This is a genomic window from Actinomadura oligospora ATCC 43269 (assembly GCF_000518265.1).
In the GTDB taxonomy this organism is placed as follows: Bacteria; Actinomycetota; Actinomycetes; order Streptosporangiales; family Streptosporangiaceae; genus Spirillospora; species Spirillospora oligospora.
This window is the reverse complement of the sequence record NZ_JADG01000019.1, coordinates 53078-79770: the sequence shown is the minus strand read 5'-3', so window position 1 is coordinate 79770 and position 26693 is coordinate 53078. Positions and strand designations below refer to the sequence as shown.

Annotated in this window: 22 protein-coding genes; 8 read left to right on the top strand and 14 right to left on the bottom strand. The window is 74.2% G+C overall.

What is annotated here, in order from left to right:
• Position 1: 1 nt before the first annotated feature.
• The gene (locus P696_RS48500; RefSeq protein ID WP_245627825.1) at positions 2–1147 is read right to left on the bottom strand and encodes a neutral zinc metallopeptidase; all 1146 of its coding nucleotides are present in this window, start codon (positions 1145–1147) and stop codon (positions 2–4) included.
• A 41-nt stretch (positions 1148–1188) separates the two neighbouring features.
• Between P696_RS48500 and P696_RS0127280 the strand changes: the two genes are divergently transcribed.
• The 4 genes from P696_RS0127280 to P696_RS48495 all read left to right on the top strand — a co-directional run bounded on the left by P696_RS0127280 (position 1189) and on the right by P696_RS48495 (position 5317).
• On the top strand, positions 1189–2904 hold the full coding sequence (locus P696_RS0127280) for a DUF2207 domain-containing protein (RefSeq protein ID WP_026414801.1): 1716 nt from the start codon (positions 1189–1191) through the stop codon (positions 2902–2904).
• Between the two features lie 87 nt (positions 2905–2991).
• Positions 2992–3246 carry a hypothetical protein gene (locus P696_RS0127275; protein ID WP_026414800.1) on the top strand — a complete coding sequence of 85 codons (255 nt, stop codon included), beginning with the start codon at positions 2992–2994 and terminating at the stop codon, positions 3244–3246.
• 89 nt (positions 3247–3335) lie between these two features.
• Positions 3336–4025: a FadR/GntR family transcriptional regulator gene (locus P696_RS0127270; RefSeq protein ID WP_034487174.1), complete on the top strand. Its 690-nt coding sequence runs from the start codon at positions 3336–3338 to the stop codon at positions 4023–4025.
• Between the two features lie 11 nt (positions 4026–4036).
• Entirely contained in the window at positions 4037–5317 is a 1281-nt protein-coding gene (locus tag P696_RS48495; protein WP_245627824.1) for a CynX/NimT family MFS transporter, read from the top strand.
• Positions 5318–5385: 68 nt separating this feature from the next.
• On the opposite strand, the gene P696_RS0127260 is transcribed toward P696_RS48495, so the two are convergent.
• The gene (locus P696_RS0127260; RefSeq protein ID WP_211245874.1) at positions 5386–6345 is read right to left on the bottom strand and encodes an asparaginase; all 960 of its coding nucleotides are present in this window, start codon (positions 6343–6345) and stop codon (positions 5386–5388) included.
• An 88-nt stretch (positions 6346–6433) separates the two neighbouring features.
• Complete coding sequence (locus tag P696_RS0127255) at positions 6434–7267, bottom strand: beta-keto acid cleavage family enzyme (protein ID WP_026414797.1); 834 nt, start codon at positions 7265–7267, stop codon at positions 6434–6436.
• A gap of 19 nt (positions 7268–7286) precedes the next feature.
• Here P696_RS0127255 and dtd point away from each other — a divergent pair, with 19 nt between their 5' ends.
• Positions 7287–7712 carry a D-aminoacyl-tRNA deacylase gene (gene dtd, locus P696_RS0127250; protein ID WP_026414796.1) on the top strand — a complete coding sequence of 142 codons (426 nt, stop codon included), beginning with the start codon at positions 7287–7289 and terminating at the stop codon, positions 7710–7712.
• A gap of 27 nt (positions 7713–7739) precedes the next feature.
• Here dtd and P696_RS0127245 read toward each other — a convergent pair whose 3' ends face one another.
• From P696_RS0127245 to P696_RS0127230, 4 genes are all read right to left on the bottom strand, one after another.
• Positions 7740–8432, bottom strand: coding sequence for a hypothetical protein (locus P696_RS0127245; RefSeq protein WP_157429946.1), 693 nt, complete (start codon positions 8430–8432; stop codon positions 7740–7742).
• A gap of 351 nt (positions 8433–8783) precedes the next feature.
• The gene (gene ygfZ, locus P696_RS0127240; RefSeq protein WP_026414794.1) at positions 8784–9788 is read right to left on the bottom strand and encodes a CAF17-like 4Fe-4S cluster assembly/insertion protein YgfZ; all 1005 of its coding nucleotides are present in this window, start codon (positions 9786–9788) and stop codon (positions 8784–8786) included.
• 84 nt (positions 9789–9872) lie between these two features.
• Entirely contained in the window at positions 9873–10289 is a 417-nt protein-coding gene (locus P696_RS0127235) for a Fur family transcriptional regulator (protein WP_026414793.1), read from the bottom strand.
• A 372-nt stretch (positions 10290–10661) separates the two neighbouring features.
• Positions 10662–11162, bottom strand: coding sequence for a heme-binding beta-barrel domain-containing protein (locus tag P696_RS0127230; RefSeq protein ID WP_026414792.1), 501 nt, complete (start codon positions 11160–11162; stop codon positions 10662–10664).
• Positions 11163–11390: 228 nt separating this feature from the next.
• On the opposite strand from P696_RS0127230, the gene P696_RS0127220 reads away from it, so the two are divergent.
• Entirely contained in the window at positions 11391–11753 is a 363-nt protein-coding gene (locus tag P696_RS0127220; RefSeq protein ID WP_026414791.1) for a DsrE family protein, read from the top strand.
• A gap of 45 nt (positions 11754–11798) precedes the next feature.
• Here the strand turns inward: P696_RS0127220 and P696_RS0127215 are convergent, their stop codons facing one another.
• From P696_RS0127215 to P696_RS0127205, 3 genes are all read right to left on the bottom strand, one after another.
• Positions 11799–13214 (bottom strand): purple acid phosphatase family protein, encoded by a 1416-nt coding sequence (locus P696_RS0127215; RefSeq protein ID WP_026414790.1) that lies wholly within the window; start codon positions 13212–13214, stop codon positions 11799–11801.
• A 206-nt stretch (positions 13215–13420) separates the two neighbouring features.
• Positions 13421–14149 (bottom strand): type 1 glutamine amidotransferase, encoded by a 729-nt coding sequence (locus tag P696_RS0127210; RefSeq protein ID WP_026414789.1) that lies wholly within the window; start codon positions 14147–14149, stop codon positions 13421–13423.
• Positions 14139–15389 carry a MurT ligase domain-containing protein gene (locus P696_RS0127205; RefSeq protein WP_026414788.1) on the bottom strand — a complete coding sequence of 417 codons (1251 nt, stop codon included), beginning with the start codon at positions 15387–15389 and terminating at the stop codon, positions 14139–14141. Before P696_RS0127205 ends, P696_RS0127210 begins: the two co-directional genes overlap by 11 nt.
• 402 nt (positions 15390–15791) lie before the next feature.
• Here P696_RS0127205 and P696_RS0127200 point away from each other — a divergent pair, with 402 nt between their 5' ends.
• The gene (locus P696_RS0127200; protein ID WP_157429945.1) at positions 15792–17483 is read left to right on the top strand and encodes a hypothetical protein; all 1692 of its coding nucleotides are present in this window, start codon (positions 15792–15794) and stop codon (positions 17481–17483) included.
• 192 nt (positions 17484–17675) lie between these two features.
• Positions 17676–19007 (top strand): hypothetical protein, encoded by a 1332-nt coding sequence (locus P696_RS56250; RefSeq protein ID WP_157429944.1) that lies wholly within the window; start codon positions 17676–17678, stop codon positions 19005–19007.
• A gap of 29 nt (positions 19008–19036) precedes the next feature.
• On the opposite strand, the gene P696_RS0127190 is transcribed toward P696_RS56250, so the two are convergent.
• From P696_RS0127190 to P696_RS48485, 4 genes are all read right to left on the bottom strand, one after another.
• Positions 19037–19393 (bottom strand): DUF5955 family protein, encoded by a 357-nt coding sequence (locus tag P696_RS0127190; protein WP_026414785.1) that lies wholly within the window; start codon positions 19391–19393, stop codon positions 19037–19039.
• Between the two features lie 17 nt (positions 19394–19410).
• A complete protein-coding gene (locus tag P696_RS0127185; RefSeq protein ID WP_157429943.1) occupies positions 19411–21306 on the bottom strand; it encodes a hypothetical protein in 1896 nt (631 codons plus the stop codon).
• Positions 21307–21378: 72 nt separating this feature from the next.
• Positions 21379–24516: an ATP-binding protein gene (locus tag P696_RS48490; RefSeq protein ID WP_245627823.1), complete on the bottom strand. Its 3138-nt coding sequence runs from the start codon at positions 24514–24516 to the stop codon at positions 21379–21381.
• A gap of 94 nt (positions 24517–24610) precedes the next feature.
• Positions 24611–26518 carry a hypothetical protein gene (locus P696_RS48485; protein ID WP_245627822.1) on the bottom strand — a complete coding sequence of 636 codons (1908 nt, stop codon included), beginning with the start codon at positions 26516–26518 and terminating at the stop codon, positions 24611–24613.
• Positions 26519–26693: the final 175 nt, after the last annotated feature.

The following is a 26693-nucleotide window of genomic DNA, read 5'->3' as shown; positions in this document are numbered from 1 at the left end:
ATCAGGAGACCGCGCTGGGCGAAGCGGTCCAGGTGTTGCAGGCGGACAGGTTCTGCGTCCGGATGCCCCGGACGACCCAGCCCGCGTAGTGCTTGCTGGAGCCGTGGTCGCGCTTGTCGGCGGGCTGGTTCTCGTCGCCACGGCCCTGGACGTCCACGACCAGCGCCGAGTACTGAGCCTGGTCCAGCGGCAGGGTCGTCCGGTTCGCGCCGAGGAACTCGCCCGCGAAGCACTGCGCCTGCAGCTCGATGCGGCGGCTGGCCTCGGCGCGGCCGAGCGGGTCGCTCTGGTCCATGAGGCGGTCGCCGTAGAGCAGGATGCCCGCCCGGTCCTGGACGTGGTGGCCGTACTCGTGCGCGATGACCCGCGCGAACACCGCGAAGTGCTCCACCGACTCCGAGCCCGAGGTCTCGATGACGTGCTTGAGCCCGACGTACATCGTGTTGTTCGCCGGGCAGTAGAACGCCGACGAGCCGGGGGCCGGGTAGTTGCCGCACGGGCTGTTGCCGGACGTGAGCCAGAACACGCGGTTCGGCGGCGCGAACGACATGCCGGTCTTGGCGAACTGCGCCTTCCAGGTGGAGTCGAGGCAGTCGCTCAGCTCGTTCATGAACCGGCGCATCGTGTCGGACGTCTCGTCCAGCGCGGGCAGGTGGCAGCCCACCGAGTCCAGCGCGCCGGTCGCGTACAACTTGTTGTCCGTCGCGGTCGCGCGGGTCGCGCTCTGCGGCGACCCGCCGCTGCCCCGGCCGGATGCGGTCACGCCGCTCCCACCGGACTGGACGGTCGTGTGGTTGGACGACAGCGCCGACAGCACGACGATCAGGACGACGCCGAGCGCGGCGAACCCGCCGATGATCCCGGCGACCGTCCCGCCCGCGCTGCGGCGCGGCGGACGGCGCGGTGGCATGTACCGGTAGGCGACCGGCGGACCGCCCTGCGGGTAGGGCTGGGGCATTCCCCGGTACGGCGGCGGCGGTCCCTGCGGGGGCGGGGGCGGCGCGCCGTACGGAGGACGGGGCGGGGCGCCGTACGGCTGCGCGGGCGGCGCGCCGTGCGGAGGACCGCCGTAGGGCGGCCGCGGGGGCGGCGGACCGTACGGAGGTTGCCCCGGCCGTCCGGCCGGAGGGGGGTAGTGACCAGCCATAGGGCAGAACTATACGGGCGGGCCCGCTACCATTTGCCGCCATGTCGAGTCGCCTGTGGCCATTGGTCGCCTCCCTGCCGCTCGCCGCCGTTCTGTCCGCCGGGGTCGCGCTTCCCGCGCAGGCCGCGAGCGGATCGGCGCTGCGGGTGTCCGACCGCGTCGTCAAGGACGAGGCGGCGATCACCCTGGCCAAGGGCGGCGTCGCGCACGTCCGCGAGACGATCGTCTACCAGTTCACCAGCCCCGGGTTCGAGCGGACCTTCACCACCCGCGTGCACTCCAGCGTGACGCGGGACCGGGTCTGGAAGATCGAGAACGTCAAGGCGTCCAGCCCTGACGGCGGGCCGACGAAGACGGCGGTCTCCTCGTCCGGGACGACGACCGAGGTGAAGCTCACCGGCGGCGCGGCGTCCGGGCAGCACTCGGTCGTGCTGGAGTACGACGTGCGCGGCCCGGTCGCCCAGACGAACGGCGCCGAGGAGTTCCGCTGGACGGCGATCGGCGGCTGGAAGGTCCCCGTCGCCCAGGCGCGCGCCACGGTCGACGCGCCCGCCATGGTCCAGAACGTCAACTGCTTCGCGGGCGCCCTGGACAGCACGATCGGGTGCACGCAGTTCTATACGAACCACACGCACACGCAGGGCGTGTTCAGCCAGAGCCAGATGCTGCCGGACGACAACCTCACCGTCGTCGTCGGGCTCCCGGCCGGGGCGACCGGCGGCAAGGCCGCCTTCGAGCGCCGCCACACCGCCGCGACCGCGTTCTCGGTGAACGGCGTCACCGCGTCCGCGCTGGGGGCGCTGCTCCTCCTGCTGGTCGGCGGCGTCGTCGGCCTCTACATGGTGCGAGGCCGGGACACCCGGGTGGTCGGCAAGCGGGCCGCCGAGGCCGACCACGGGCACGTCACCGGCGAGGAGTTCGAGCCGCCGGACGGCGTCCGTCCCGGCCAGATCGGCACGCTGATCGACGAGCAGGCGGACGTGATCGACGTCACCGCCACCATCGTCGACCTGGCCGTCCGCGGCCACCTGCTGATCGAGGAGGACGACCGCGGCACCACCGGACGTCTCGACTGGACGCTGCGCCGGCTGCAGCGCGCGGGCGGCGACGCCGACCTGCTGCGGTACGAGCGGATCCTGCTCGGCGCGCTGTTCGACGGCCGTGAGGCGGTCAAGCTGTCCGCGCTCGGCGGGACGTTCGCGACGCAGCTCCAGCGCGTCCGGTCGGCGATGTACGACGACGTGGTCGAGCAGGGCTGGTTCGCGCGCCGCCCGGACACCGTCCGGTCCCGCTGGACGATCGCGGGCATGGCGCTGACCGGGCTCGGCATCATCGCCACCGTCGTCCTCGCCGTCACCACCGACCTCGCGCTGGTCGGCCTCGCGGCGATCGTCGCGGGCGCGGCGCTCGCCTACGGCGGCCAGTACATGCCCGCCAAGACCGCGCGCGGCTCGACCGTCCTGGCGCACACCATCGGGTTCCGCGCGTTCCTGGAGCGGGGCGCCCTGCCGGACGCGGAGATGCCGTCCCAGCAGCGCATCGCCCTGTTCTCCCGGTTCCTGCCGTACGCGGTCGTCTTCGACGTCGTCGACCGGTGGGCCCGCACCGTCGAGGACGCGGGCGTCCGCGCCGAGGGCGCCGACAACCTCTACTGGTACGAGGGCCCGGCCGAGTGGGACCTGTCCCGGTTCGCCGAGTCCATGCGCACCTTCACCCTCGCCACGTCCGGCTCGATCTCCCAGTCGCGCGGCATGTGAGCCCACGGAGGGCGGACCGCACGCCGCCCGAGATGTGAGGATTAGCGCCTTCTCACCGGGTACTGCCTGGTGAGGAGGTGTTTTCCTTTGCTCGCCATCGGACACCACGTCGGGAACAACTACTGGCTCGTGCTGGGCCCGATCATCATCGCGCTGGCGATCCTCACCTGGCTCGTCCTGACCCGGATCGCCGCGCGCAGGCGCGCACGCCCGGAGAGGACCAGGGGCTCGATGCCCGACCGGGGCCCGGTCCAGGGCGGGATCATCGAGGGGGACCCCGGCCAGCGCAACCGCCGTGACGTCGTCCAGCCCGAGGAGTACGAGCACCGCGGCCACGAGTAGCCGCTCGCCGGGGCGTTCGCGGCCCACCCGCCCAAAAGCCATCTTTTTCGCGTAGGTAAGATGTCTGACATCTGACCTATGGAGGTGGCATGGCCCTCAACCCGGTCCCCACGGGCTCGACCGTGGACGCCGTGCTCGACCAGCTGCAGTCGGAGATCACCGGCGGCGGCTGGGAGGTGGGCGAGCGGCTGCCCGGGGAGCACCGGCTCGCGGGCGAACTCGGGGTGAGCCGTCCGGCCGTCCGGGAGGCGATCCGCGCGCTCACCCACATCGGCGTGCTCGAGGTCCGCCGGGGCGACGGGACGTACGTGCGCAGCCGCGTCGACCCCCGGCCGATGCTGACCGGCGTGGCGCGCTCGACGCTGATCGACGTGTTCGAGGTGCAGCTCGCCTACGACGTCCAGGCCGCCCGGCTCGCCGCGCGCCGCCGCACCGGCGCCGATCTGGCCCGCCTGGAGGGGCTGCTCGCCGCGCGCGGCGCCGCCGCCGACGACCGGGAGTTCGGCGAGGCGGACGCCCGCTTCCACCTCGGCGTGGTCGAGGCCGGGAAGAACCCCCTGCTCGTCGAGGCGTACCGGTACTTCACCGGACGGCTCGGCGAGGCGATGGCCGCACTGCGCGCCGACGTCGCCGTCGCGGAGGCCAGCCAGGAGGCGCACCAGGCCGTGCTGGACGCGGTCGCGGCCCGCGACCCCGAGGCGGCCGAGCGGGCCGTCCGGACGATCATCGAGCCCACCCTGGCCGAGCTGGACGCGCTGGTCACCCCCGACACCCCCTGAGGAGCCCCCCTGTGACCGTCCGCGAGGAGTCCGAGCCCTCCCTCTCGATCACGAGCCCCCGAACTCCACCGAATCCCCTCAAACCACCAGAGGACGCGCGCGGACGCGCCGGGGCGGTCGCCGGGCTCGTGCTGATCGTCCTCGTGGCGGTCAACCTGCGGCCCGCGCTGACCGCAGTCGGGCCGCTGGTCGGCGGCATCCGGGACGACCTGAACCTGTCCGGGACGGCGGCCGGGGCGCTGACCACGCTGCCGCTGATGTTCCTCGGCTCGTACGGGCTGCTGGCGGCGTTCCTGCGCCGTCCGCCGCGTCCCGAGGCGCTGCTGGTGACCGCGATGGTCACGCTCACCGCCGCGATCGGGCTGCGGATGATCCCGGTGACGGCGGCGCTGTTCGCCGGGTCGCTGGTCGCCGGGATGGCGATCAGCATCGGCAACATCGCGGTGCCCGGCATCATCAAGCGCGACCATCCGCACCGGATCACGGCGGTGACGGCGCTCTACACGGTCGCGCTGAGCGGCGGCGCGGCGCTCGGGTCCGGACTGGCCGTCCCGATGCAGGACGCGACCGGCGGGAACTGGCGGGCGCCGCTGTCCCTGCTGGCCGTCCCGTCCGTGCTGGCCGCGCTGGTGTGGCTGCCCCGGCTGCTGCGGGTGCGCCGCGCCGCCGCAGCGGCGGGGACGGGCCCGGCCGCCGCCGCCTCGCACCGGGACATCGCGCGGAAGGTGTGGCGGTCGCGGCTGGCCTGGCAGATCACGCTGTTCTTCGGGCTCCAGTCGTCGCTGGCGTACGTCCTGTTCGCCTGGGTGCCGACCCTGCTCACCGACCGGGGCCTGTCGGAGAGCAGCGCGGGGTTCGTGACCGCGGCGGCCAGCCTGATCCAGATCATCGGGAACATGACCCTGCCCCTGCTGGCCTCGCGGCTGCGCGACCAGCGGCCGATCGCGCTGATGGTCGGGCTCTTCACGGCCGCCGGGTTCGCCGGGCTGACCTGGGCGCCGCTCGGCGGGATGTGGCTGTTCGTCGTGGTGCTCGGACTCGGCCAGGGCGGGTCGTTCGCGCTCGCGCTGTCCATGATCGGGCTGCGCTCCCCGGACGCCGCGACCGCCGCCCAGCTCTCCGGGATGGTGCAGGGCGTCGGCTACGTGATCTCCGCGTTCGGGCCGCTGCTGATCGGCGCGCTGCGGGACGCCACGTCCGGCTGGACGGTCCCGGTGGCGCTGGTGGTCGCGATCGCGCTCGCCGAGATCCTGCCGGGCCTCGGCGCCGGCCGGGCCCGCGTCCTCGAATGACCAGGGACGCGGCGGAGGCGCGGCCCTGGAACGTTCCAGGGCCGCGCCTCCGGCCGTTCCGCCCGTGATCAGAAAAGGTTCGGGACGGCCCGGATCTCGCCCACGACCGCCTCGCCGCCGTGCAGCCGGACGGTCGCCAGGTCGTCCAGCGCCGCCGGGTCGGCGGGCTCGACGCCGAGCGCGCGCAGCAGCGCCACGGTGACCGGCGTCCGGGCCCGCATGGACCCGTCGTCGACCTTGATGGCCCCGGCCCGGCCGTCCGCGAACGCGAACGCGTCCACGCCCTCCGCGCCGCACTTGACCAGCAGGCCCGGCACGGCGTCCATCAGGAGGCGCTCCTCGCGCCGGGTGCCGGACGTCCAGGCCGGATAGGCGCGCATCGCGTCGGCGACCCTGCGCTCGGGCGTGCCGGGCTCGGCCGTCACCAGCGCCCGGAACGCCCGCGCGACACCGGTCGCCGACAGCCCGAACAGCGGCGCGCCGCAGCCGTCCACGCCGACCGCCGCGACGCTCTCGCCCGCCAGCGCCTCGACCGCCTCGCGCGAGGCGACCTGCAGCGGGTGCGCGGGGTCGAGGTAGTCGCCGGTGGACCACCCGGCGGCCACGCAGGTCGCGAGCATCGCGGCGTGCTTGCCGGAGCAGTTCATCCGCAGCCGGGTGCGGCCCTCGCCGCGGCGCGCCACGTCCAGCGCGACCTCCTGGTCGAGCGGCCACTGCTCCGGGCACTGGAGCGCCGTCGCCGACAGCCCTGCGGACGCCAGGATCCGCTCGGCGCCCTCGACGTGGAAGTCCTCGCCCGAATGGCTGCCCGCGGCGATCGCCAGGAGCTCGCCCTCCAGAGCGAGCCCCGAGCGGACCATCGCGACCGCCTGCATCGGCTTGTTCGCCGAGCGCGGGAAGATCGGCTCGTCCGGGAACCCGGCGCGGACCACCGTCGTCCCGTCGGCGGCCAGTCCCACCGCGCTGCCGCGGTGGCGCGACTCCACGAAGCCGGAACGTTCCACCTCGACCAGGACAGGCGTGGACACCGTCGTCACAACAACCCCCACAAGTCAGACATTCTCGTCCTTACTCATACCCGACCTGGTGGGGTGCGCCGGACCCCGGCGCCCTCGTTCAGTTGTCGATCTTGCGGACGCCCAGCAGGGCGCGGGCGTCGGCCGCGCTCATGGGCGGACGCTGCGCGAGCCGGGCCGCCTCGGCCGCCCGCTCGACGAGCTGGACGTTCGCCGCCACCGGCAGCCCCCGGGCGAAGGTGAGGGTGTCCTCCATGCCGACCCGCAGGTGCCCGCCCGCCGACAGCGCCGCGAACATCACCGGCAGGGACGTCCGGCCGACGCCCGTCGCCGACCAGGTCGCGCCCTCGGGCAGCGCCTCGACCGCCGCGACCAGCGTCCGGGCGTCCCCCGGCATCCCGCCCGGGACGCCCATGACCAGGTCACAGTGGACGTGCCCGCCGAACGGCAGGCCGTGCTTGTCCAGGAGGCGGTGCAGCGACCGGATCTGCCCGAGGTCGAACAGCTCGAACTCCGGGACGATCCGCTGGGCCTGCGTCCGCTGGTAGAGCTCCACCATGAACGGCCAGGGGTTCATGAACACGTCGTCGCCGAAGTTGACCGTCCCGCAGGTCAGCGAGCAGCCGTCCGGCTCGGCGTCCAGCACCCGCAGCCGGTGCTCGTACGGGTCGGTGACCGCGCCGCCCGTGGACAGCTGGACGATCAGTCCAGTGCTCTCCCGCAGCGCCTGGACGGTGTCGCGCAGCCGCGCGAGGTCCAGGGTCGGCCGCGCGTCGTCGTCGCGGATGTGCACGTGGATGACGGCGGCTCCGGCCGCCTCGCATTCCTTGGCCGTCTGTACCAGCTCGTCCAGGGTGACCGGAAGGGCGGGGACGTCGGCCTTGGCCGACTCCGCCCCGGTCGGGGCCACCGTGATGAGCGTCGTTGCTCCCATGGAGGCAGAATGGCGTGTCATGCGAGCGGTAGTCCAGAGGGTGAGCAGGGCGAGCGTGACCGTGGCGGGTCGCGTCGTGGGGGAGATCGAGGGTCCGGGCCTGATGGTCCTGGTCGGCGTCACCCACGACGACACGCCCGAGAAGGCCGCGAAGACGGCCGCGAAACTGTGGGGCCTGCGGATCCTGGAGGACGAGAAGTCCTGCTCCGACCTCGGGGCCCCGCTGCTGGTGGTGAGCCAGTTCACGCTCTACGGCGACGCCCGCAAGGGCCGCCGTCCCACCTGGACCGCCGCCGCCCCCGGCCCGGTCGCCGAGCCCCTCGTGGAGGCCGTCGTCTCCGAGCTGCGCGCCCTGGGCGCCAAGGTCGAGACCGGCGTCTTCGGCGCGGACATGAAGGTCGAGCTGGTCAACGACGGCCCGATCACCGTCCTCCTCGAATACTGACCACACGCGCAGGACGGCTCCGACGGCTCAGCCGCGGAATCCGTAGATCATCCCGGCGATGGCGACGACCGTGCCCGCGCCCGCGAGGATCAGGCACACCTGGTCCGCCTGCGCGAGCCGCGCGCGGACGTCCCGCGAATGCACCACCACCCGCTCGTCCCGCGCGGGCGCGCCCGCCTGAGCGGGCGAATACGCCTCCGGGACGGGCACCGGCCCCGGACGGTCGTCCTGGACGGGCAGGGAGGCCGGACGGTCGTTCCCGACGGGCGCGGGCAGCGGGCGGACGTCGCGCGCCGGACGCCGGGGACGCAGCCCGAGCAGCCGCGCGATCCCCTCGTTCTTGAACGCCTGGTGCCCGGGACGGCGGCACGCGAAGGGCCTGCCGCGCACCGGTTCCCGGCACGGGTAGCCCTTCTCGGTCATCACCCGGCACACCGTCGGGATCAGCAGGAACTCGTACAGGCACCACGCGGCCAGCCCCAGCAGCGCGAGCCGCCACGAGCCCACGTACCAGGCCAGCAGTTCCCACAGCGCGAACCCGGCCCACCACACGCCGGGCGGCTCCCGCCGCGGCCTCCGCCGGTTCCCCCGTCCCCCGGCCGCCTGCGTGGACGTCCGCGCCGGGGCGGGGGCCATCGGCGCGTCCGGAGGCATCACGGGACGCGGGACGCTCGAATCCTCGGTCGCTGCGGGGTCGCCCCGCCCGAACGATGCCGTCATGGTCGGCGGGGGCCCAGGCGGCGGCACCGCCCCGGAGGGCGCGTGGGATCCGGAAGGCGGCGCAGGCCCGGAAGGTGGCAGGGATCCGGAGGGCGGGAGGGGTTCAGGGGCGGGGAAGTGGCCGGGCGGCGGAGGCGGGACGCTCTCGGGGGGCGAGGGCGGGTCGGGCGCGGTGTCGCCGGGGCCCGCGACCCAGCGGTCGCCGTCTTCGGGCGGGCGGCGTGGGGGCTCCTCGGGTGCGGTGACGGGTCCCACCTCCTCCGGGCGTGGCGGCCACTCGGACGGCCGCCTCTCCCGTGAGAACGATTCTGCCCCTGGAGCCCGTGTTCTACGCGCCCTTCGGCGGTTCCGCTAGGGCCGGTCGGCGGCGGTGCGGCGCAGCTCGATCTTGGCGTTCGCGCCGGTGTCGGGCGCGACGATCACCTCCTGGGACGCCGCGACTCCCCCGGCCAGCAGCTCGATGTCCACCGGGGCGTTGCGCTTGACCAGCGCGAGCGCGATCGGGCCGAGCTCGTGGTGGCGTGCGGAGGTGCCGACGAAGCCGATCTGGCGTCCGCCGGGGATCTCCACGGGGTCGCCCTGCGCGGGCAGCCGGTCGACGCTGCCGTCCAGGTGAAGGAAGACCAGGCGGCGCGGCGGACGGCCCAGGTTCTCGACCCGCGCGACCGTCTCCTGGCCCCGGTAGCAGCCCTTGTGCAGGTGGACGGCCGTCCCGATCACGCCGATCTCGTGCGGGATCGTCCGGTGGTCGGTGTCGCGGCCGAAACGGGCGACGTGCGCGGCGATCCGCAGTGCCTCGTAGGCCCAGAGGCCCGCCGGGGGCAGGTCACCCGCGGCGAGCCCGTCCAGCTCGCTCCGCAGGACGATCCGTGTCGTCAGGCCCGCGACGTCCGGGAGGGACGGGCCGTCGCCCGCCAGGCCGTCGCCCGAAGGGCCGGTCACCACGGCGTAGCGGTCGGAGACGTCCTCGACCTCGACGCGCAGGAAGAACCGCATGCGGTCGAGGAACTCGGCGAGCGCGGGCGCGGTACCGGGCTCGACGTGGATCCAGACCGTCTCGCCGTCGTCCACCAGGTGCAGGTGGTGCTCGATGTGGCCGTTGATCGTCAGCAGCAGCGCCTGCGTCGCGGCGCCGGGCTCCAGCGCCTCCAGGTGCTGGCTGAGCAGGCTGTGCAGCCAGGACAGCCGGTCCGGGCCGGAGACCTTCAGGACGCCCCGGTTGCTCCGGTCGACGAACGCCTTGCCCGCCTCGAGCAGCCGTTGTTCGCGGACCGGGTCCCCGTAGTGCGCGGCGATCTCCTGGTCGGGGGCGTCGGCGGCGACGGCCCCGTGCACGTTCAGCAGCGGGCTCTCCATGCAGCCCAGACTATGCGGCGGGAAGCGGATCACGCCTCGCGGACCTGATCAGCCGTCCGAGACCATCTCCGAAGTCCCGCGGCGTCAGCGGGCGCGGCAGTCCTTGCAGCGGCCGTAGACGGTGAGGTGCTGGACGTCGGTCTCGAAGCCGTAGTCGCTGTCGAGCCCGGCGGCGAGGCTCGCCGCGGCGTCCAGGGACACGTCGTTCACCCGGCCGCAGTCGCGGCAGACCAGGTGGATGTGCTGGGCCTCGGCGGCCAGGTGGTAGTTCGGGGGGCCGTGGCCGAGGTGGGCGTGCTTGACCAGCCCCAGCTCCTCCAGCAGCTCCAGCGTCCGGTAGACGGTGGAGATGTTGACGCCGCCCGCGGTGCGCTGCACCTCGGTGCAGATCTCCTCGGGGGTGCCGTGCTCGAGCCTGTGGACGGCCTCCAGCACGAGCTGCCGCTGCGGGGTCACGCGGTACCCCTTCGCCCGCAGCTCCTCCTGCCACGTCTCGGCCATGCCCGCATCCTACGTCCCGGGGGCGGCGAACCGCCGCAGCGAAATCGTCCGAAAAAGGGTTTGCCTCCCGCCCGGATGCTCGCATAGCTTGGCGGCACGCGCGAAAGGAGGTGGTCCAAGAAATGATTCATTCTGGGACTCGCGAGGTGACTGTCCGCTAGTCGCCGTCCTGCCGCGGCGCCGTCGTCATCGCACGGCGGTGGCCGATCACCGGACGGTGATCGGCGAATACCAGGCAGTTACCCGGCCCCCGGACCGACGCACCAGTCCTGTGCGTCTCCCGCCATCCGGCGGGGAAGGTCCGGGGGTCGTTCCCTTTTCCGGGACGCCCCCGAACCCCTTCCGCCGCCTTTAGCCGGGCTTCTTGAGCCGCTAGTCGGCCTTCTTGAGCTGCGCCGACAGGTGCGCCTGCAAAGGCTGGCCCATCGCGGCCATCTCATAGACCCAGCCGAGGTCGCGGGCGCCGTTCTTCTCCGGCATCAGCCCGTACAGCCGCTTGCCCGCCTTGACCTCCTTGGCGGTGTCGGTGCGGGCGATCACGTCGGTGCCGATCTCGATCTGGTGGAAGGCGATCGTCCCGAGGTAGATCTCGATGATCCCGGTCGGGTGCGCGAGGGTCACCTCGATCCGGTTGCCTGGCTGCGGCCGCCAGTAGCCCGTCTCGGTCGCCAGCGGGCGGCCGACCGAGCCGTCCGGCTCGATCAGCCAGCTGCGGCTGGAGTAGATCAGGAACGGCTTGCCGTTGTGGCTGAACGAGATCTCCTGACCGAAGTTGAACGCCTCGATCGTCGGGTAGTCGCCGACCCCCGCGCCCTTCCAGGTGCCGAGGAGGAATTCCAGCGGTTTGAGGTCGTCGTGCAGCTCAGGCTCCATGCCCCGAAGGCTACCGGCTGGAGCGCCCGCGGGCCCGCCTCTGACACCGCGCTCCGGCGCGGGCTCAGCGGAGCCGGAAGAGCCGCACCACCAGCAGCAGCGCGGCGACAGCCAGCCCGGCGCAGGCCAGGACGAGCACGCCCGCGTTCACCAGTCCGCCCATGGCGCCCCACCCTAACCGGCGGGACGTTCCGGGCCGGGACGGCGCGCCCGGCTACAGTGCCCGGTATGGCGCGTTCATTGGTGATCAAGGCGACGGCGGGCGCGGACGGCCCGGAGCGGGTGAACCAGGCGTTCACGGTCGCGGCGGCGGCCGTCGCCAGCGGCGTCCCCGTCTCGCTGTGGCTGACCGGCGAGTCGGCCTGGTACGCCCTGCCGGGCCGGGCCGCCGAGCTGAACCTGCCGCTCGCCACCCCGCTGGACGAGCTGCTCCAGGTCATCCTCGCGGGCGGCCGGGTGACGCTCTGCACGCAGTGCGCCGGACGCCGCGACATCGGCCCGGACGACGTGATCCCCGGCATCCGCATCGCGGGCGCCCCGACGTTCGTCGAAGAGGTCACCACCGACGGCGTCCAGGCCCTCGTCTACTGAAACCCGCGCGCCGGTCAACCTGTGCCGCTGAGCGCGGGCCGAGCGTCAGCCGAGGCCGGAGAGGTCGCGGCGGACGACGCTGTTGCGGTCGGCGATCCGGTCGCCGAACGACAGCCGCGGCCACATCCCGGACAGCTCCTGCCTGCTGCGTTCGCTCCACTCGCGGGCGAGCGGCGCGCGCGTCTTGTAGAAGTTCAGCGCGTACCCGCCCTCGTGGACGCGCAGCAGCGTGAACCCGCCCGGGTACTCCTTCACGGCGGCCACCTCCTGCTGGACGACCCGGGGCGCGAGCGGGAACACCGAGCGCCGGTTCCGGTGCGTGTGGCCCGCGTGGTGCAGGAGCACGCCGGGCGTCCGGTCGTAGGCGGCGAGGATCCGCAGGGACTGGCCCGCGTCGAGCGAGTGCGTCCCGGTGAGGGCGAGCGGGTCGTTCTCGGTGAAGAGCGGGTGGTGGCCGAACACCAGCGTCGGACGGTCCGGGTCGCGTTTCAGCTCGTCCTGGAACCACGCGAACTGGTCGCGGCCGAGCCCTCCCGCGTCGCCTCCGTCACCGGGCTTGTCGTAGGTGTCGAGGCCGATGACCCGCAGGCCGTTCAGCTCGTGGGAGAAGTAGGTCGGACGGCCCTGGAAGAACGCGTCGCCGAAGCAGTCGTTCCCCTGCCACCGGCCGGGCGTGCAGGACGGGTGGCCGTCGTGGGCGCGGTCGTGGTTGCCGCGGGTGACGAGGTAGTCGGCGCCGTACCCGCCGAACCGGTCGAGCAGGCCCCTGGCGCGGGCGAGGTCGGCGGGCGCGGCCTCGGCGCTGACGTCCCCGGCGGCGAGCAGGTGCGTCGCGCCGCGCGCCTTCGCGTCGTCCACCAGCGCGGTCGCCATGATCTCCGGGTACGGCGGATGGCCGGGCACCTGCGAGATCCCCTTGATCCACGGGAGCGCGCCGACCAGGCCCGCGACGGTCTCGCCGAGGTGCAGGTCGTTGCAGAGCGCGACCGCGAACAGGAACCGTCCGGGCGGCGGCTGCGGCGTCGTGAACGCGAAGATCCCGTCGCCGCGCGGCGTCCCGGCGGCGGTCCCGCCGGTCAGCGGCGTCGCGGACGCGGCCCGTCCTCGGGACGACGCCCGGTAGTAATAGGTGCGGCCCGGTTCGAGTCCGTGCAGCTCGACGTGGTGGTACGGCGTCCCGGACGGCCCGTGCGCGACCTTGGTCAGCCGCGCGGGGTGCGTCCCGTACCGGACCTCGGCGTCCGCCGGAGTGGGCTTCATCCGCCCGAGCCCGTCGTCCGTCCCGGGGACGCCGGTGTACCAGGTCAGGACGGCGCCGGTCTCGGTCAGCGTGACCAGCTCCAGGTTCACCGCCGCGACGGCGTCCGCCGCGAGCGCCCCGGTCGCCGGGACGAGAGTGAACCCCGCCGCGATTGCACTCAGCCGCAGAACATCGCGGCGGCTCACCAGGCAGCAGATCATGCCTCGCAGCGTCGCAGCGCTTGATCAACCTCGCCAGGCCCAAAGAGTCGGCGCGACGACCTCAACCGGCGCGAGTGCGTTACCAACCGCGCAGGGGCGACGCCGCAGGCGAGCCCCTGCGCGGTTGATCGCGAAGCGATGCCGCACTCGCACAGGTTTCGGACCGCCGGGCGAGCCGCCAGGCGAGCCTGGCGGCCCGAAACCCATTAAGCAGGTGCCGCGCCGAGCACCGCAGCCAGGCGCTCCTCGCGGAGGCGGCCGGCCCAGGAGTCGTCGACGGGCTGGAGTTCGCGGCCGACGGCCCAGGTCAGCAGCAGGTCGGCGAGCGCCGGGTTGCGGACGAGCGCCGGGCCGTGCATGTAGGTGCCGAGGACGTGGCCCTGGTAGGCGCCCTCGAAGCCCTGCCCGTCGGCGTTGCCGATGCCGGACACGACCCTGGCGAACGGCCGCGCGTTCGGGCCGATGCTGGTCGCGCCCTGGTGGTTCTCGAAGCCGGTCACGCGCGGGACGCGCAGCTCGGACGCCACGTCCGAGACGACCTCGCCGACCGCGCGCCGCTGGCCCCGGAACGAGCGGATGTCGAGCAGGCCGAGGCCGGGGAGCGGCTGCCCCTCGTCCCCGCCGAACTCGTGGCCGATGATCTGGAAGCCCGCGCAGACCGCGAAGACGACCGCGCCGTTCTCCACGGCGCGGGTCAGGCCGCCGTCGGCGCGCAGCCGCTGGGCGGCGAGGATCTGGGGCCGGTCCTCACCGCCGCCGAGCAGGTAGATGTGGCCGTCCGGGGGGACCGGCTCGTCCGAGCGCAGGTGGACGGTCTCGGTCGGGATGCCGCGCAGCGCGGCCCGCCGCTCCAGGACGATCGTGTTGCCCTGGTCGCCGTAGGTGGACAGCAGGTCCGGATAGATCCAGACGATCTTCAAACGGTCAGACGACACGGCCGTACCTCGTTCGGATGCTCTGGAAGGCGGTGTAGTTGGCGATCACGTCGAGGTGTCCCGGCTGGACGGCGAGGATCGCCTGCTCCACGTCGTCCACCAGGGTGAACGGGACGTCGGCGGCCTCGAGGCGGGCGGCCAGGTCGATCCGGCGCTCGCCGCCGACCCAGACCGGGCGTCCGCGCAGGAGGCGGAAGTCGACGTCCCAGAGCCAGGAGGTGTCGCGGCCGTCCGGGCCCTGCGCGTTGATCGACAGGATCAGCGGGGACGGCGCGGGCTTGAGGACGTCGAACGCCTCCAGCCAGCCCGCCGGGTTCTTGGCGAGCAGCAGCCGCAGCGTCCGGCCCTGCGCCTCCACGCTGGTGTACCGGCCCGCGACCGACTTCACCGTCGCCAGCAGCGGCAGCGCCTGCTCCGGCGGGACACCGAACTGCGCGACCACCGCGAGCGCGACGGCCGCGTTCGACCGGTTGGCCCGGCCGGGCAGCTGGATCGTGTCCAGCGGGAACGCGCGGCCGTGCGGGTCGTAGACCGCGCCGTTGTGGAGCACCCAGTCCGGGCGGGGGCGGCGGAAGTGGCACTGGCGGCACGCCCAGTCGGAGTTCTCCTCGCCCTCCTGGCGGTCGAGGGGACCACCGCACTCGGGGCAGCACCAGGAGTCCTCACGCCAGTGCTGGCCCGCGGCGACCCACGTCACCGACTTGGCGGTGGCCGCGCCCCAGGTCACCAGGGGGTCGTCGCAGTTGGCGATGACGTGGGTGCCCGGCGACTCGGCGAGGGCCTTGCGCCACTTGCCCGCCAGCAGCCAGATCTCGGCCGCGCGGTCCATCTGGTCGCGGGACAGGTTCATCAGCGCGACCAGGTTGGCGCCGGTCTCCCGGAGCACCATGGGGACGTACTTCTCGTCGCACTCCAGCACGCCGTACCGGGCGGCGGGCGCGGACGCGAGCGCCGACACGTGCCCGGTGGGCATGTTCGCGCCGAACGCGTTGGTGGCGACCTCCCCCAGCGGCGTCATCGCCGAGGTGATCAGCCGGGTCGTCGTCGTCTTGCCGTTGGTGGCCGAGACGAGGACGAGCTTGCGGTCCCGGGACAGCCGGGTGAGCAGTTCGGGGTCGAGCCGGAGGCCGACCTTCCCGCCGATCACCGACCCGTCTCCCTTGCCCGCCATCCGGGACATCTTCGCGGCCGTACGACCGAGTGCGACGGCCAGCTGCGAACGCAGCGGAAGATCGCTCATGAACTCCGTCTTCTCTGTTCCGTGTCTCTGGGGCGCCTCAGCGACCTTCCCGAGGGTAGTCGGTGCCGGGCGGGGCTCGTCGTGGGTGTGATCACCTGCCCGGGTCCGGCCGGGGAGCCGGGGGGACGGCCGGGGCGGAGAATGCGACGAGCATCACACGGGGTCGCGGTAAACCTCGGCGGCCGACCTTGACCCTGGACGACATGTCGTGATTCGGTGCCAGCCCCGGTGACGTTGCGACGGCGGCCGAAGGAAGGCCCCGCGGATTCCCGTCACCGCGTACGCGACCGACGGTACGCAGTACCTTTTGTCGAATACCCCGCGGCCGGTGTGGGGAGGGTCCGCCCCGTGGAGGGCGTGGGCCGCGAGGCGTGCGAAGCGGCGACAAGCGAGGTCTGAGCGATGCAGTGTCCGACGTGCGGGTCCACCACGGCCGGGACGCTCGACAGGTGCGCGAACTGCGGAACGCCGACGGGTGCGGCGGCCGCCCAGAACCCCGGTGGCGCGGGACCTAACGCCGGCGGGACGGGCGGGCCCCCCGGAGCGGCGGGCGGAGGGTTCGGCGAGCAGACGATGGTCGTCCCCGGCCCCGGCGCCCTCGCGGCGGGCCCCGGCGGGCAGGCGGGCCCCGGCGCTCCTCCGGCCGGGTTCGGCGGCGGGCAGCCCGGTATGCCGCTGTCCGCGCCGCCCGCTCTCGCGCCCGCGCCGCCCGCCAGTGGGACCGGGGGTGACGTGCCCCCGCCGCCGGCCCCGGCCTGGGCGTCGTCCGACTCCGGCCCGTCCGGTGGTGCCGGTGACCCCGAGTCCACGGCGGCGTGGGTGTTCGACCCCGCCGAGTCCGGGGAGCACAAGTCGGCCGCGCCGGCCGATCCGCACCCGTCCGACATGAAGACGATCATCGCGCCGTCGCCCGCCGTGTCCGCGGCGGCGGCCTCCCCGGCGCAGAACTGGCAGGACGGCGCGGCCGAGAACCCGGCCGAGTCGATCGTCCCGGAGTCCTGGTACGCCAAGCCGCGCCGTCCGGAGGAGCCGTCCGAGCCCGCCGGGCCGCAGCAGTGGCAGCCGCAGCACACGGTCGCCGACCAGGGCTGGGGCCAGCAGCCTCCCGCCGGGGGCGGTTTCCAGCAGGGCGGCGGCGAGCAGCCGACCGCCATGATCGACGCGGGCTCCGTCCCGCCCGGCCCCGGCGGCTTCGGGCAGCAGCAGGGGTTCGGCCAGGACGCCGGGTTCGGGCAACAGGGCAACTTCGGCCAGCAGCAGGGTGGCTTCGGCCAGCAGCCGGGCGGGTTCGGCCAGCAGGACGCCGGTTTCGGCCAGCAGGGCGACTTCGGGCAGCAGGGCAACTTCGGTCAGCAGGGTGGCCTGGGCCAGGGTGGGTTCGGCGGCCAGCAGGACGCCGGGTTCGGCCAGGGTGGGTTCGACCAGGGCGGTTACGGACAACAGGGCTTCCAGGGCGGTCCGCCGCCCGGGGGCGGAGGCGGGAAGAAGCCGAACAAGCCGCTGCTGATCGGCGTCGGCGCGCTCGTCGTCGCGGCGGTCGTCGCGGTCACGGTCGTGCTGTGGCCGAGCGGCGGCAAGAGCGACGCGGCGCCCAACACCTCCAACTCCCCGGTCGCGCAGAAGAGCAAGATCAAGGTCGACGAGGCGACCCGGCAGCAGGCGGAGGCGCTGAACGCGATCCTCGACGCCAGCGCCGACACCAAGCGGACGCTGGTCCGGGGCCTCGCGCAGTCCCGCGCCTGCAAGGACCTGCCCGCCGCGGTCGGCTCCTTCCGGGAGGTCGCGCAGCGGCGGCAGAACCAGCTGAAGCGCACCCAGGCCCTGAAGGTGGACAAGCTGGACCGCGGCGAGAAGCTGCGCTCGACCCTGCACGACTCGCTCCAGGCGTCCCTGGACGTGGACAGCGCCCTGCTGACCTGGGCCACCCGGTCGCAGCACGGCTGCAAGGGCAAGCCGAAGCCGGACGCGGGCCACGCTCCCGGCCGCGCCGACGCCGAGCGCCGCGCCACCAGCGGGAAGAAGACCTTCGTGGAGCTGTGGAACCCCGTCGCCCGCAAGGCCGGCCAGCCCGCCCGGCGCTGGACCGGAGTCTGAGCCGGAGTCCAGGCAGAAGGCCAGGCTGGAGGCCGGGCCGGGGTCGCGCCGGACGGCCGCGTCACGCGGTTCGGGGCGCAGCCGCAGGTGAGCGACTGATCACAACCAGGTCGCGGGCCGTGCGGGGGCATCCCCCTGTGCGGTTCGTCACGGTAGGTTGGTCGCGACGGACCCTGACGGTGAGGGGCTTTCATGCGGTGCCCTGCCTGCGGTAGCGACACGACTCCGGCGCTCCCCCGCTGCACCCGGTGCGACGCGCCCCTGAACGACGGCGCGTCCCCCACCGGTGACGCGACCCGGCGCGATGACGGCTGGCCGTCGTCGCCTCCGTGGCCGTCCGAACCGGGTGCTCCCGAGCCCGCTCCCGGCCCTTATCCGGCCGGGAACGAAGCGCCGTACCCGGCCGAGTACGGCCGTCCTGGACACGAGTCGTCCCCGTACGGTTCGTCCCAGTACGGGACGCCTGAGTCCGGGGCGCCCGAGCATGGGCCGGGCGAGTACGGGGCGCCGTCCGCGCCTCCGGGCGAGCACGATTTCGGACGTCCGCCGCAGGAGTTCGGGCACGGGCAACAGCAGCAGACCGAGCTCGACGCGGGGTACTCGTCGCCGCCGACGGCGTACGACCCGGGCGTGCCCGCGCCGAGACCGTCCGCCGATCCGGGCCCCGCATACGACCCGAACGCCGCTTACGACCCGGGCGCTGCGTACAACCCTGGTGCGGCGTACGCCCCGAACGCGGCGTATGACCCGGGGGCGGCGTATGGGCCGCCGCCTGAGCCGTGGGGTGGCGGGGCGGGGCTGTCCGCGACGCCTCCTCCGCCGCCGGACGCTCCCGGCGTGCCGGGCGAGCACACGATCACGCTGTCGCCGGAGCCGTGGGCGGCCGAGCCGCAGGTGTGGAGTCCGCCCCCGCCGCCGGAGAGGAAGAAGGGCCCGCCCTACCTGCTGATCGCGACCGGGCTGGTCGTCCTCGCGGCGATCGCGCTCGGCATCGTGTTCTGGCCGAACGGCTCGGGGAAGGCCGACCGCGCGGGCAGCACCTCCCCCGCGACGACGCAGGAGACGTCGCAGGTGACCACGCAGGGCCAGCCGTCCGAGACGCCGTCGCCGACCGCGTCCTCGCCGAGCGGTGACCTGACCGAGCAGGCGGGCAAGGTGAACTCCCTGCTGGACGACATGTCCTCGACGCGCGGCAACCTCCAGACCGTCCTGACGGACGGGTGCGAGACCGCCGGGCTGCAGCGGATCAAGGGCGAGCGGCAGTCGGAGCTGTCCACCGCGCAGGGCCTGGACGTGAGCGCGGTCGACGGCGGCCAGCAGCTCAAGGACGCGCTGGTCCGCGCGTTGCAGGCGTCCGTGGCGTCCAACGCGAAGTACATCGAGCTGTCGCCGGGCTGCCCGTCCGACTCCGACGTCGCGGACGTCAACCAGCAGGCCACCGACGCCAAGCGCGAGTTCATCGGCCTGTGGAACCCGGTCGCGACCAAGGCGGGCCTGTCGCCCCGCAGCGAGGCCGGGATCTAGCCCCAGGCCGCGCGTCCTGGTCCGCCCGGTCAGCCGACGCCGAGTTGGCCCGCGAGGACGTGGACGGCCTCGGCGAGCGCCGCGACGCCCCCGACGCGGCGGGCGAGGCGTTCGAGGGCGCCCGACATGCGGTCGCCGTCGGGGTCGTCGGCCTCCGCCTCCTCGCGGATGTCGGCCAGGTCGCGACGGGCGCGGGCGGCCTCGGGAAGGTCCGCCTCGTGCGCGTCGATCAGGTCGGCGACGCGGTCGAGCGCACCCGCCGTCCCGTCGTCCTCCCCGCTCCGCGCGCCCTGGATCTGGACGCTGTCGTCGCCGGTCGAGATCTGCCCGGACACCCGGGCGTTCCCGCCGATGCGCACTCCACGGTCGTCGCCGCGCCGTCCCATTCCGCTCTCCTTCTCGTCTACGGGTTCACGCCCTGGGCCTGGCGGACGCGGGAGCCTCGTCCCGTGACCGCGATCTGCCCGTCGACCCGTCCGCCGGTCATGATCACGCCCTGGTTGAGGAGGGTCCCGGCCTGCTCTCGGTAGGCCGACACGTCCACGCCGCACTCGGTGTCCAGGTAGTCCAGCAGCGCCTCGTTGACCCGCCGCTCGATCAGCTTGGCGTACTTGTCCACGTCCGTGACCTGCAGGAAGTCGCGCAGGTCGGTGTCGGCCACCAGCTCGCGGACGCTGAGCCGCGAGCCGTAGTCGCGCACGGTCCGCGCCGTCGGATCGCCGCCCGAGGACGCCGCGAGCACCCCGCCCGCCATCCCCCACAGCGCCGAGACGGTCCTCGGCAGCGGAAGCAGGGCGGCCTCGGCGAAGCCGCGCCACCCGGCCGCGAGGACCTGCCCCAGCAGGACGGGGACGCTCCACGCCGACAGCAGGTCCACGACGCGGAACTCGGGCCGGACGGGCGGCAGCACGGCCGCGACGAACTGGCCGTACAGCATCCGTCCCTCGACGGCGAGGTAGACGAACGTGGTGAGGGCCTGGTCGCGGTCGGCGGCGGGCGCGAGCGGGCCGCCGTCGCGGCGCAGCACCGGCTGCGACCGCGCGCCGACGGTGATCCGCTGGTAGCAGCGGACCGCGCCCTGCGGGTGCCGGACGAGCGCGTCCACCGCCTCGTCCCCGGCCAGCGAGTAGGGCAGCCGCGCGGACGCGTCGATCAGCGGGTGGCCGCTGAACGGGCGCGGGTCGGACGCCCCGACCGGCCGCTCCCACTGCTCGCACAGGCCCGGCGCGACCACGTGCCAGCCGGTGTTGAGGCCGACGACGCGCTCGTTCGGCGGCAGCCAGGAGCCGCGCTCGGGCGGCGTGCCGTCCGGGCTGGGCGGCCACTCGTCCCGCATCGCGCGGACGCTCTCCTGGACGCGCCGGTGCATGGCCATCGGGTCGGGCCGTCCGGGGGCGTCCATCGACAGGGGGTCGCCGCCGGACTCCCCGGTCAGCGGATCAGCGCCGGGCCGGTCGAGCTCCAGGACGATCGACCACGCCCGGGTCAGGTCCGACCGGACCGGGCCCGCGCCGACGAACGGGTTGTCGCCCGAGTACAGCGTGACGTTGCCGAGCTGCGCGGCGCGGATCCGCTCCAGCAGGACGTTCACCCGGGGGCTGAGGACGCGCGGCCCCGGCCCGTGCGCGCCGGGCGCGAGCTCGCGGGACAGCGTCCAGAACAGCAGCGCGAGGTGCCCGAAGTAGATCAGCGCGAAGAGCAGGACGGCCAGGACCAGCGTCGCGCCGGGATGCTCGCCCTGGAACGGGTCGTTCGCCGTTCCGAAGCCGTCGTTGACGATCCGCGCGGCCGTCGAGGCGCTGAACAGGCTCATCGCGAACAGCGCGCTCAGCAGGTAGAGGGCGGGAGCCCCGAGGGCCCCCGCGACCACGACCCGCCACTGCCAGCTCAGCGACCGCCACCGGACGCGCGCCGCGACGGTCGGGGCGACCAGCACCCATCCGAGGCCGACCGTGATGCCGGGCGCGAGGAAGAAGGTGAGCGTCCAGGCCACGACCAGCAGCGCGTCGCGGTAGATCCGCAGCCGCCGGGCGCGCAGCGCGTGCCGGATCACCGGTTCGAGGTCGAAGCCGAAGGACGGCACGACGGCCCGGTGCTCGTCCCTCAGGTACTCGTCGATCACCGCCGCGCAGACGGCGCGGTTCAGGTACACGGCCGCGCAGAGGTGGCGCGTGGTGCTCTGCATCGGCCGCGCGGACGGCGCGGGCCCGGGACGAACGTGCCCGAACGCGGGCGCGGTACCTTCGGCGACGGTGACCATCCGACCTCCGGCGTGCAGGGGGAGGAAGAAAGTACCCATCACTCACCGCATACCGGGAGACCCGGTCCGCGATCGTGACGAAACCGTCGCCGGGCCCGGCGGGACCTCGTGTCAGGCGGTGAGGAAGGGGAGCCCGGCGGACGGGTCCTCGAAGGGCGCGACGAAACGGTCCGGCCAGCTCAGGACGGGTTCGAGCCACGACTCGACGCGCATCGCGGACGCGATGTGGTCGATCTGCTCGTCCTCCTCCATGCCGATCGTGACGAGCGACAGATCGGCGAAGTAGGCCGCGTGGTCGTCCTCGCCGCCGAGCGCCAGCAGGGCGAGCGGGCGGTTCGCCGCGAGTTCCATCGACAGCGGGTGGCGGCGCAGGTCGCGCAGGCGGTGGCCGAGGCGCGCGTCCGGGACGTCCCGCAGGCCGGGCAGGCGGAAGTCGAGCGGCGGCGCGAGGGCGTGCTTGTCGGGGGCGCCCGCGCCGTAGGGGAACAGCCGGTCCAGCTCGTGCAGCCAGCGGACCTGCGGGATCACCCACTGCGCTCCGGGCCGTCCGCCCGACAGGTCGTGCGCGCCGCCGAGCAGCCTCGCGCCGACCCCGGCCACGACGGAGGTCAGGTCGGCGGGCGGGAACGCCGTGCGCAGCGCGCGGGACCGGCGGGTGACGGCGCGGTCGACGACCGTCGCGAGGGTGCACTCGCGCAGCCGCTGCGCCAGCCGCGACCAGGCCCGGCCGAGCTCGGCCGGGACGGCGGGCAGCGGACGGCCCGTGACGTGCGCGAGGACGAGCGTCTCGGCCCACAGCCGCAGCCACGCCCAGTCGGAGTTCGCGGCGAGCAGGTCGGCCTCGCGCAGCTCGTACAGGGTGCAGGCGCGCCCGGACCGGCACTCGCCGCCGCACGCGGCCGAACGGCGGCCGTCCACCGGGGGCGGCGGGCCGGGCCGGACCTCCTCGCGGCCCTCGCCGAGCGGGATCCGGACCCGCAGCGGACGGTCCATCCCGTCGGCGAACACGGCCGCGACGCCCGGACGCAGCGACACCACCTCGCGGGACTGGTCGGCGTCCAGGTTCATCGCCGCGCCGACCACGTGCCGGTCGTCGAACGCGGGCAGCCGGTGCACGACCTTGAGCGCGGTGTTCTTGATGACGTCCGGGACGAGCTTGGTCGGGATCTGCTCGGCGACCACGATCCCCTCGCCGTAGGCGCGGATCTCCGCGAGCAGCCCGGCGAACAGCTCGACCGCGTGCGACGACGTCCGCTCGGGGCCGCGGTTGCGGAGCAGGCGGTGCGCCTCCTCGATCACGATCACGTGCCGCAGGCCCTTGGCCTGGCCGTGCTCGCGCGCCCGCATCCGCAGGTGCTCGACGATCCGGATGATCAGCGTGCCCATGAGGAACGCCTTGTCCTCGTCGTTCGCGACGTCCTCGATGGCGAGGACGATGTTGTCGCGCAGCAGCCCCCCGATGTCGGCCGGGTGGCCGCCCTCGAAGAAGCGTCCGGCCGAGCCGATCCGGAGCGAGCGGAGGCGGACGTCGACGAAACCCTGCACGTCGGCCATCAGCTCGCGGCCGTACCCGACGTCCTGGATCACCTGGAGGGCCGCGGTCTGCAGCTGCTCCAGCGTCGGGACGGTCGGCTCGATCAGCGAACCGGGCACGCCGCCGCCGGTCACCACGTCCCAGCCGCACGCCTCGTACACGCGCTGCAGCGCCTGGGCCATGATCTGCGGGAACGGCTCCTCGGCGTCGAACGCGGCCTGGAACAGCGCGCGGACCATGTCGATGTGCGCCTGCACCGGGTAGCCCGGCTCGGGCGCGAGCGGGTTCACCGACAGCGGCACCGCGCCCGGGTCGGACGGGTTGACCACGGTGACCTTCGCGCCGAGGTCGGCGATCCGGCCCGCCATCGAGGCGTACTCGGACTTGGCGGGCTCGATCGCCAGCCACGGGACGCCCGCGCGGGTCAGCTGCTCCAGCAGGTGCCGGACGGTCTGCGACTTGCCGCCGCCGGTCGCGCCGGTGACGAACACGTGCCGGTTCACGGTCGAGCGCGGGACGGCGAACCGGCCGACGACGCGGTCCTGGCCGTCCAGGATGTCGCCGAGGCCGATCGCGTCCCCGGCGGCCTCGGCGCCGGGCTCGCCGGTTCCGTCGCCGGTCTCCTCGCCGGTCTCGGACGTCACGTCGAAGTAGCCCGCGTCGAGCACGCGCAGGCCGGGGACCTCGCGGCGGGGCAGCCCGGCGAGGGCGGCGAGCATGCCCGCGGTCGCGGTGAACCCGAACCGCTGCTCGGCGTCCGGCAGGACGGCCGCGACGCCGAACCGCTCCCGCGACGCGTCGAAACGGTCGGGCGCCGCCTCCGGGGCGAGCGTCTCGGCGAAGCCCCCGGTGGCGTGCCCCGACCGGAGCCGGTACGGGTGGTGGCCGAGCTCCAGCGACCCGACCAGGACGGGCGCGATCTGCGCGAGCTCCGCCTCGGACGCGGCGCCCGCCAGGACCCGCACCCGCCACAGCCCGGCCTCGCGGAACGCGTCCAGCTCGGCGAGACGGCGGTCGGCGCGGGCCACGGCCAGGCGGGCCTGCTCGTCCTCGCCGCGGCGCAGCATGCGCAGCTCGTGGTGGAGCTCGCGCATCTCGGCGTCGACCTCGCGCTCGTCGCACGGGTCGGCGACCACGAACCAGCCGAACGGCCGCTCCATGAGGGTGACCAGGGTCGACTCGAACAGCCCGGGGCCGGTTCCGGGATCACCCGTGGCGGACGGTCCGGGCGGGGCGAGGCGTCCGGGGCAGCGCGTCCAGACCATGCGCTCGGCTCGGTCCAGCCACTCCTCGCCGACCGCGACGCCGCGCCCGCCGGACGGGAACAGCAGCCCGCCGCCCGGCCCGACCGGGCCCGCGTTGGTGACCAGCTCCAGCGGCGCGCCGCCGCCGCGCGACATCCACCCCACGACGAACGGCCGTCCGAGCCCCGCGGCGGACAGCGCCGCCGGGAGGACGCTCACGAAGTCCCCCTCGGCGGACGCGCCGCGCTCGGGCGCCGGGATCGCCTGGATCCGGAACCACGGCCCCGGCAGCACCGCCTTCGGCCGCGGCTCCTCGTACCGGTGCTGAGCGTCCACGCTCGTCCACTCGTCCGAGGCCGCCGCGGGCGGAACATGCCCGGCGGGCGGGAGGTGCTCGTGCGGGGCGTGCCCGCCGGGCGGGACGTGCCCGGACGAGAAGCTCGGTGGCGGGGTACCCGGTGGGAAGGTCACCCGTGCATCCTTACTCCCCGTCCGGCGCGGACGCCACTGCCTTGGCGCCGACGTGACCGCCGTGATCACCGCAGCGGACGGGACGGGCAGGGTCCTAGTCCTCGTCCTCGTCCTCGGTCTCGTCCTCGGGGAGGGCCTGCTGTTCGCGGAGGTACTCCTCGAACTCCATGGTGTGCGCGGTCGGGAGCGTGATGATGCCGGGGTTGGCGTCCACGAGGAGCGTCCGGCGGCCCGAGCCGCCCGCGTGGGTGAAGACCATCGCGGTCGGCGGGAGCTCCTGGAGCTGCGCGGGCTCGACGACCAGCTCGCGGTGGCGCTGCTTGCCCCCGGGCGTCCCGAGCAGGCTCCGTCCCCAGGACGTGGCGGTGCTGATCTGCTCGACCAGCACCGAGTCGTCGGCGGCGGGGCCGGGCAGCGGCGTCCACGCGGGGTCGGTCAGGCCGTCGCCGCGCCGCCGGGCGAACGCGACCGTGCTGGCGTACCCGTCGGACGGGTCGGTGAGGTTCTCCCCCACCACGTCGGTGATCTCGGCGACCAGCAGCGGCGGGCCCGCGCCGATGTGCTCGGCGGCGACGCGCGCGTCCTCGGTGTTGCCGAGCCGCATGAACCCGACCGCCGCGTGCCCGCGCCGTCCGAGCCGTTCGCGCACGTGCGCGGTGATGGAGCGGTACATCAGGACGAGCCCGGTGCCGGTGGCCTCGCAGGCGTCGATGAGCCGGTCCAGGACGTCCCCGCGCAGCTTCTCCGCGCCGGTGAGGAACAGCGTGTGGTCCCAGCGTCCGGACGGCGGGGCCTCCCGGACGCGGTGCGTCAGCGCGGTCGCCACGTACGTCCCGAGGACGCGGTTGGTGAGGACGCCCGCCCGCCGGTCCATCGAGATCACGTGCAGTCGCGAGGGCGGCAGGCGCACGGGCTCGGCCGCGAGGCGCTCCAGCTTCCGCAGCTGCGCCTCCAGCGCCCACGCCCGCTTGATGACGATCCGGTCGGTGGCGTCGCGTCCGAACAGGGACGCCACGCGCGCGAGCTCCTCGTCGGTCAGCAGGCCCCGCCGCAGGTCGTCGCGCGGGTCTCCGACCTGGGCGAGCACGCGCAGCGCGGCCGTGACGCGCGGGATCGTCGCGTCCGGGCCGAGCACCTCGAGGATCCGCTCCAGGATGGAGTTGTCGAACGACAGGTCGCGCGTCCCGCCCTCCTCCTCCCCGGCGCTGACCACGAGCGACAGCACGTCGGCGAGCGCCTCGGGGGCGAGCCCGCGCGTGGCGTCCAGCCGGGGCAGGTCGCCGGGCAGGACCCACACGAGCGGGTCGTCCCCGCGCTGCGCCGCGACGCCGAGCAGGTCCCGCGCGACCGCGCCCTCCGAGAGGTCGATGACCGTGACCCGCGCGCCGACCGCGAGGCGCGCCGCGCCCATGGTCGTGACCGCGGCCGTCCACCCGGCGAGCGTCCCGCCGACGACGTCGACCCGGTCGACCCCGGGCGGGACGGCGACGGGGTACCACTCACGCTGCGCCTCGTAGGCGGACTGCTTCCGCTCCCACTCCCGGCGCGCGTCCTCGTGCGCACGCGCGAGTGCCGCACGCTCCTTCTCCCGCGCGACCCGCTCGCGCTCGGCCAGCGCCGCCTCGGCCTCGATGCGCGCCCGCGCGTTCTGCTGGCTGCGCCACAGCGGCGTCCCGGTGATGCCGAGCACCACCGCGCACGCGACCAGGCCCGTCCCGGCGAACGCCCACGGCAGCACCCCGAGGATCGCGCACAGCAGGATGAGCAGGGCGAACAGGCCGCCTCCGGCCGCGATGACGCGCAGCGGACGTCCGGTCAGGTGGTCGGCGCTCAGTCGCCCCGTGGCCGCGTACGCCGCGCGTCCGCCCTCCGGACGCACCGGCTCCGGCTCGCTCGGCGGAGGCCCCGGATCCTGGTGGACCTGCGCGTACCGCCACCCGACGTACAGCCGGTCCGCCTGGACCATGCGCGCGCCCACGGAACCGCTCGGCACATCGGTCACGTCGGCAGACCCCAGGTCACAGGACGGTGCGGACACTTCAGGGCAGGCTCGGCTGTGGATCCTCCCCGCCCAGAGTAAAGACCTTCCCCCGCCCGCGCGCCCCGTTCAACCGAACACGCCCCGCGATGCCCGACTCGAACCCCCCACCCCCACCAGCACCGAAGATCACCCATCC

Excerpts from the sequence above, each read along its gene's own strand:
- P696_RS0127200 (WP_157429945.1), top strand. The coding sequence starts at position 15,792 with ATGCAGTGTCCGACGTGCGGGTCCACCACGGCCGGGACGCTCGACAGG.
- P696_RS0127185 (WP_157429943.1), bottom strand. The coding sequence starts at position 21,306 with ATGGGTACTTTCTTCCTCCCCCTGCACGCCGGAGGTCGGATGGTCACC.
- P696_RS0127255 (WP_026414797.1), bottom strand. The coding sequence starts at position 7,267 with ATGGGAGCAACGACGCTCATCACGGTGGCCCCGACCGGGGCGGAGTCG.
- P696_RS56250 (WP_157429944.1), top strand. The coding sequence starts at position 17,676 with ATGCGGTGCCCTGCCTGCGGTAGCGACACGACTCCGGCGCTCCCCCGC.
- P696_RS0127205 (WP_026414788.1), bottom strand. The coding sequence starts at position 15,389 with ATGAGCGATCTTCCGCTGCGTTCGCAGCTGGCCGTCGCACTCGGTCGT.
- P696_RS0127245 (WP_157429946.1), bottom strand. The coding sequence starts at position 8,432 with ATGACGGCATCGTTCGGGCGGGGCGACCCCGCAGCGACCGAGGATTCG.
- P696_RS0127280 (WP_026414801.1), top strand. The coding sequence starts at position 1,189 with ATGTCGAGTCGCCTGTGGCCATTGGTCGCCTCCCTGCCGCTCGCCGCC.
- P696_RS0127220 (WP_026414791.1), top strand. The coding sequence starts at position 11,391 with ATGGCGCGTTCATTGGTGATCAAGGCGACGGCGGGCGCGGACGGCCCG.
- P696_RS0127270 (WP_034487174.1), top strand. The coding sequence starts at position 3,336 with ATGGCCCTCAACCCGGTCCCCACGGGCTCGACCGTGGACGCCGTGCTC.
- P696_RS0127190 (WP_026414785.1), bottom strand. The coding sequence starts at position 19,393 with ATGGGACGGCGCGGCGACGACCGTGGAGTGCGCATCGGCGGGAACGCC.
- dtd (WP_026414796.1), top strand. The coding sequence starts at position 7,287 with ATGCGAGCGGTAGTCCAGAGGGTGAGCAGGGCGAGCGTGACCGTGGCG.
- P696_RS48500 (WP_245627825.1), bottom strand. The coding sequence starts at position 1,147 with ATGGCTGGTCACTACCCCCCTCCGGCCGGACGGCCGGGGCAACCTCCG.
- P696_RS0127230 (WP_026414792.1), bottom strand. The coding sequence starts at position 11,162 with ATGGAGCCTGAGCTGCACGACGACCTCAAACCGCTGGAATTCCTCCTC.
- P696_RS0127235 (WP_026414793.1), bottom strand. The coding sequence starts at position 10,289 with ATGGCCGAGACGTGGCAGGAGGAGCTGCGGGCGAAGGGGTACCGCGTG.
- ygfZ (WP_026414794.1), bottom strand. The coding sequence starts at position 9,788 with ATGGAGAGCCCGCTGCTGAACGTGCACGGGGCCGTCGCCGCCGACGCC.
- P696_RS0127215 (WP_026414790.1), bottom strand. The coding sequence starts at position 13,214 with ATGATCTGCTGCCTGGTGAGCCGCCGCGATGTTCTGCGGCTGAGTGCA.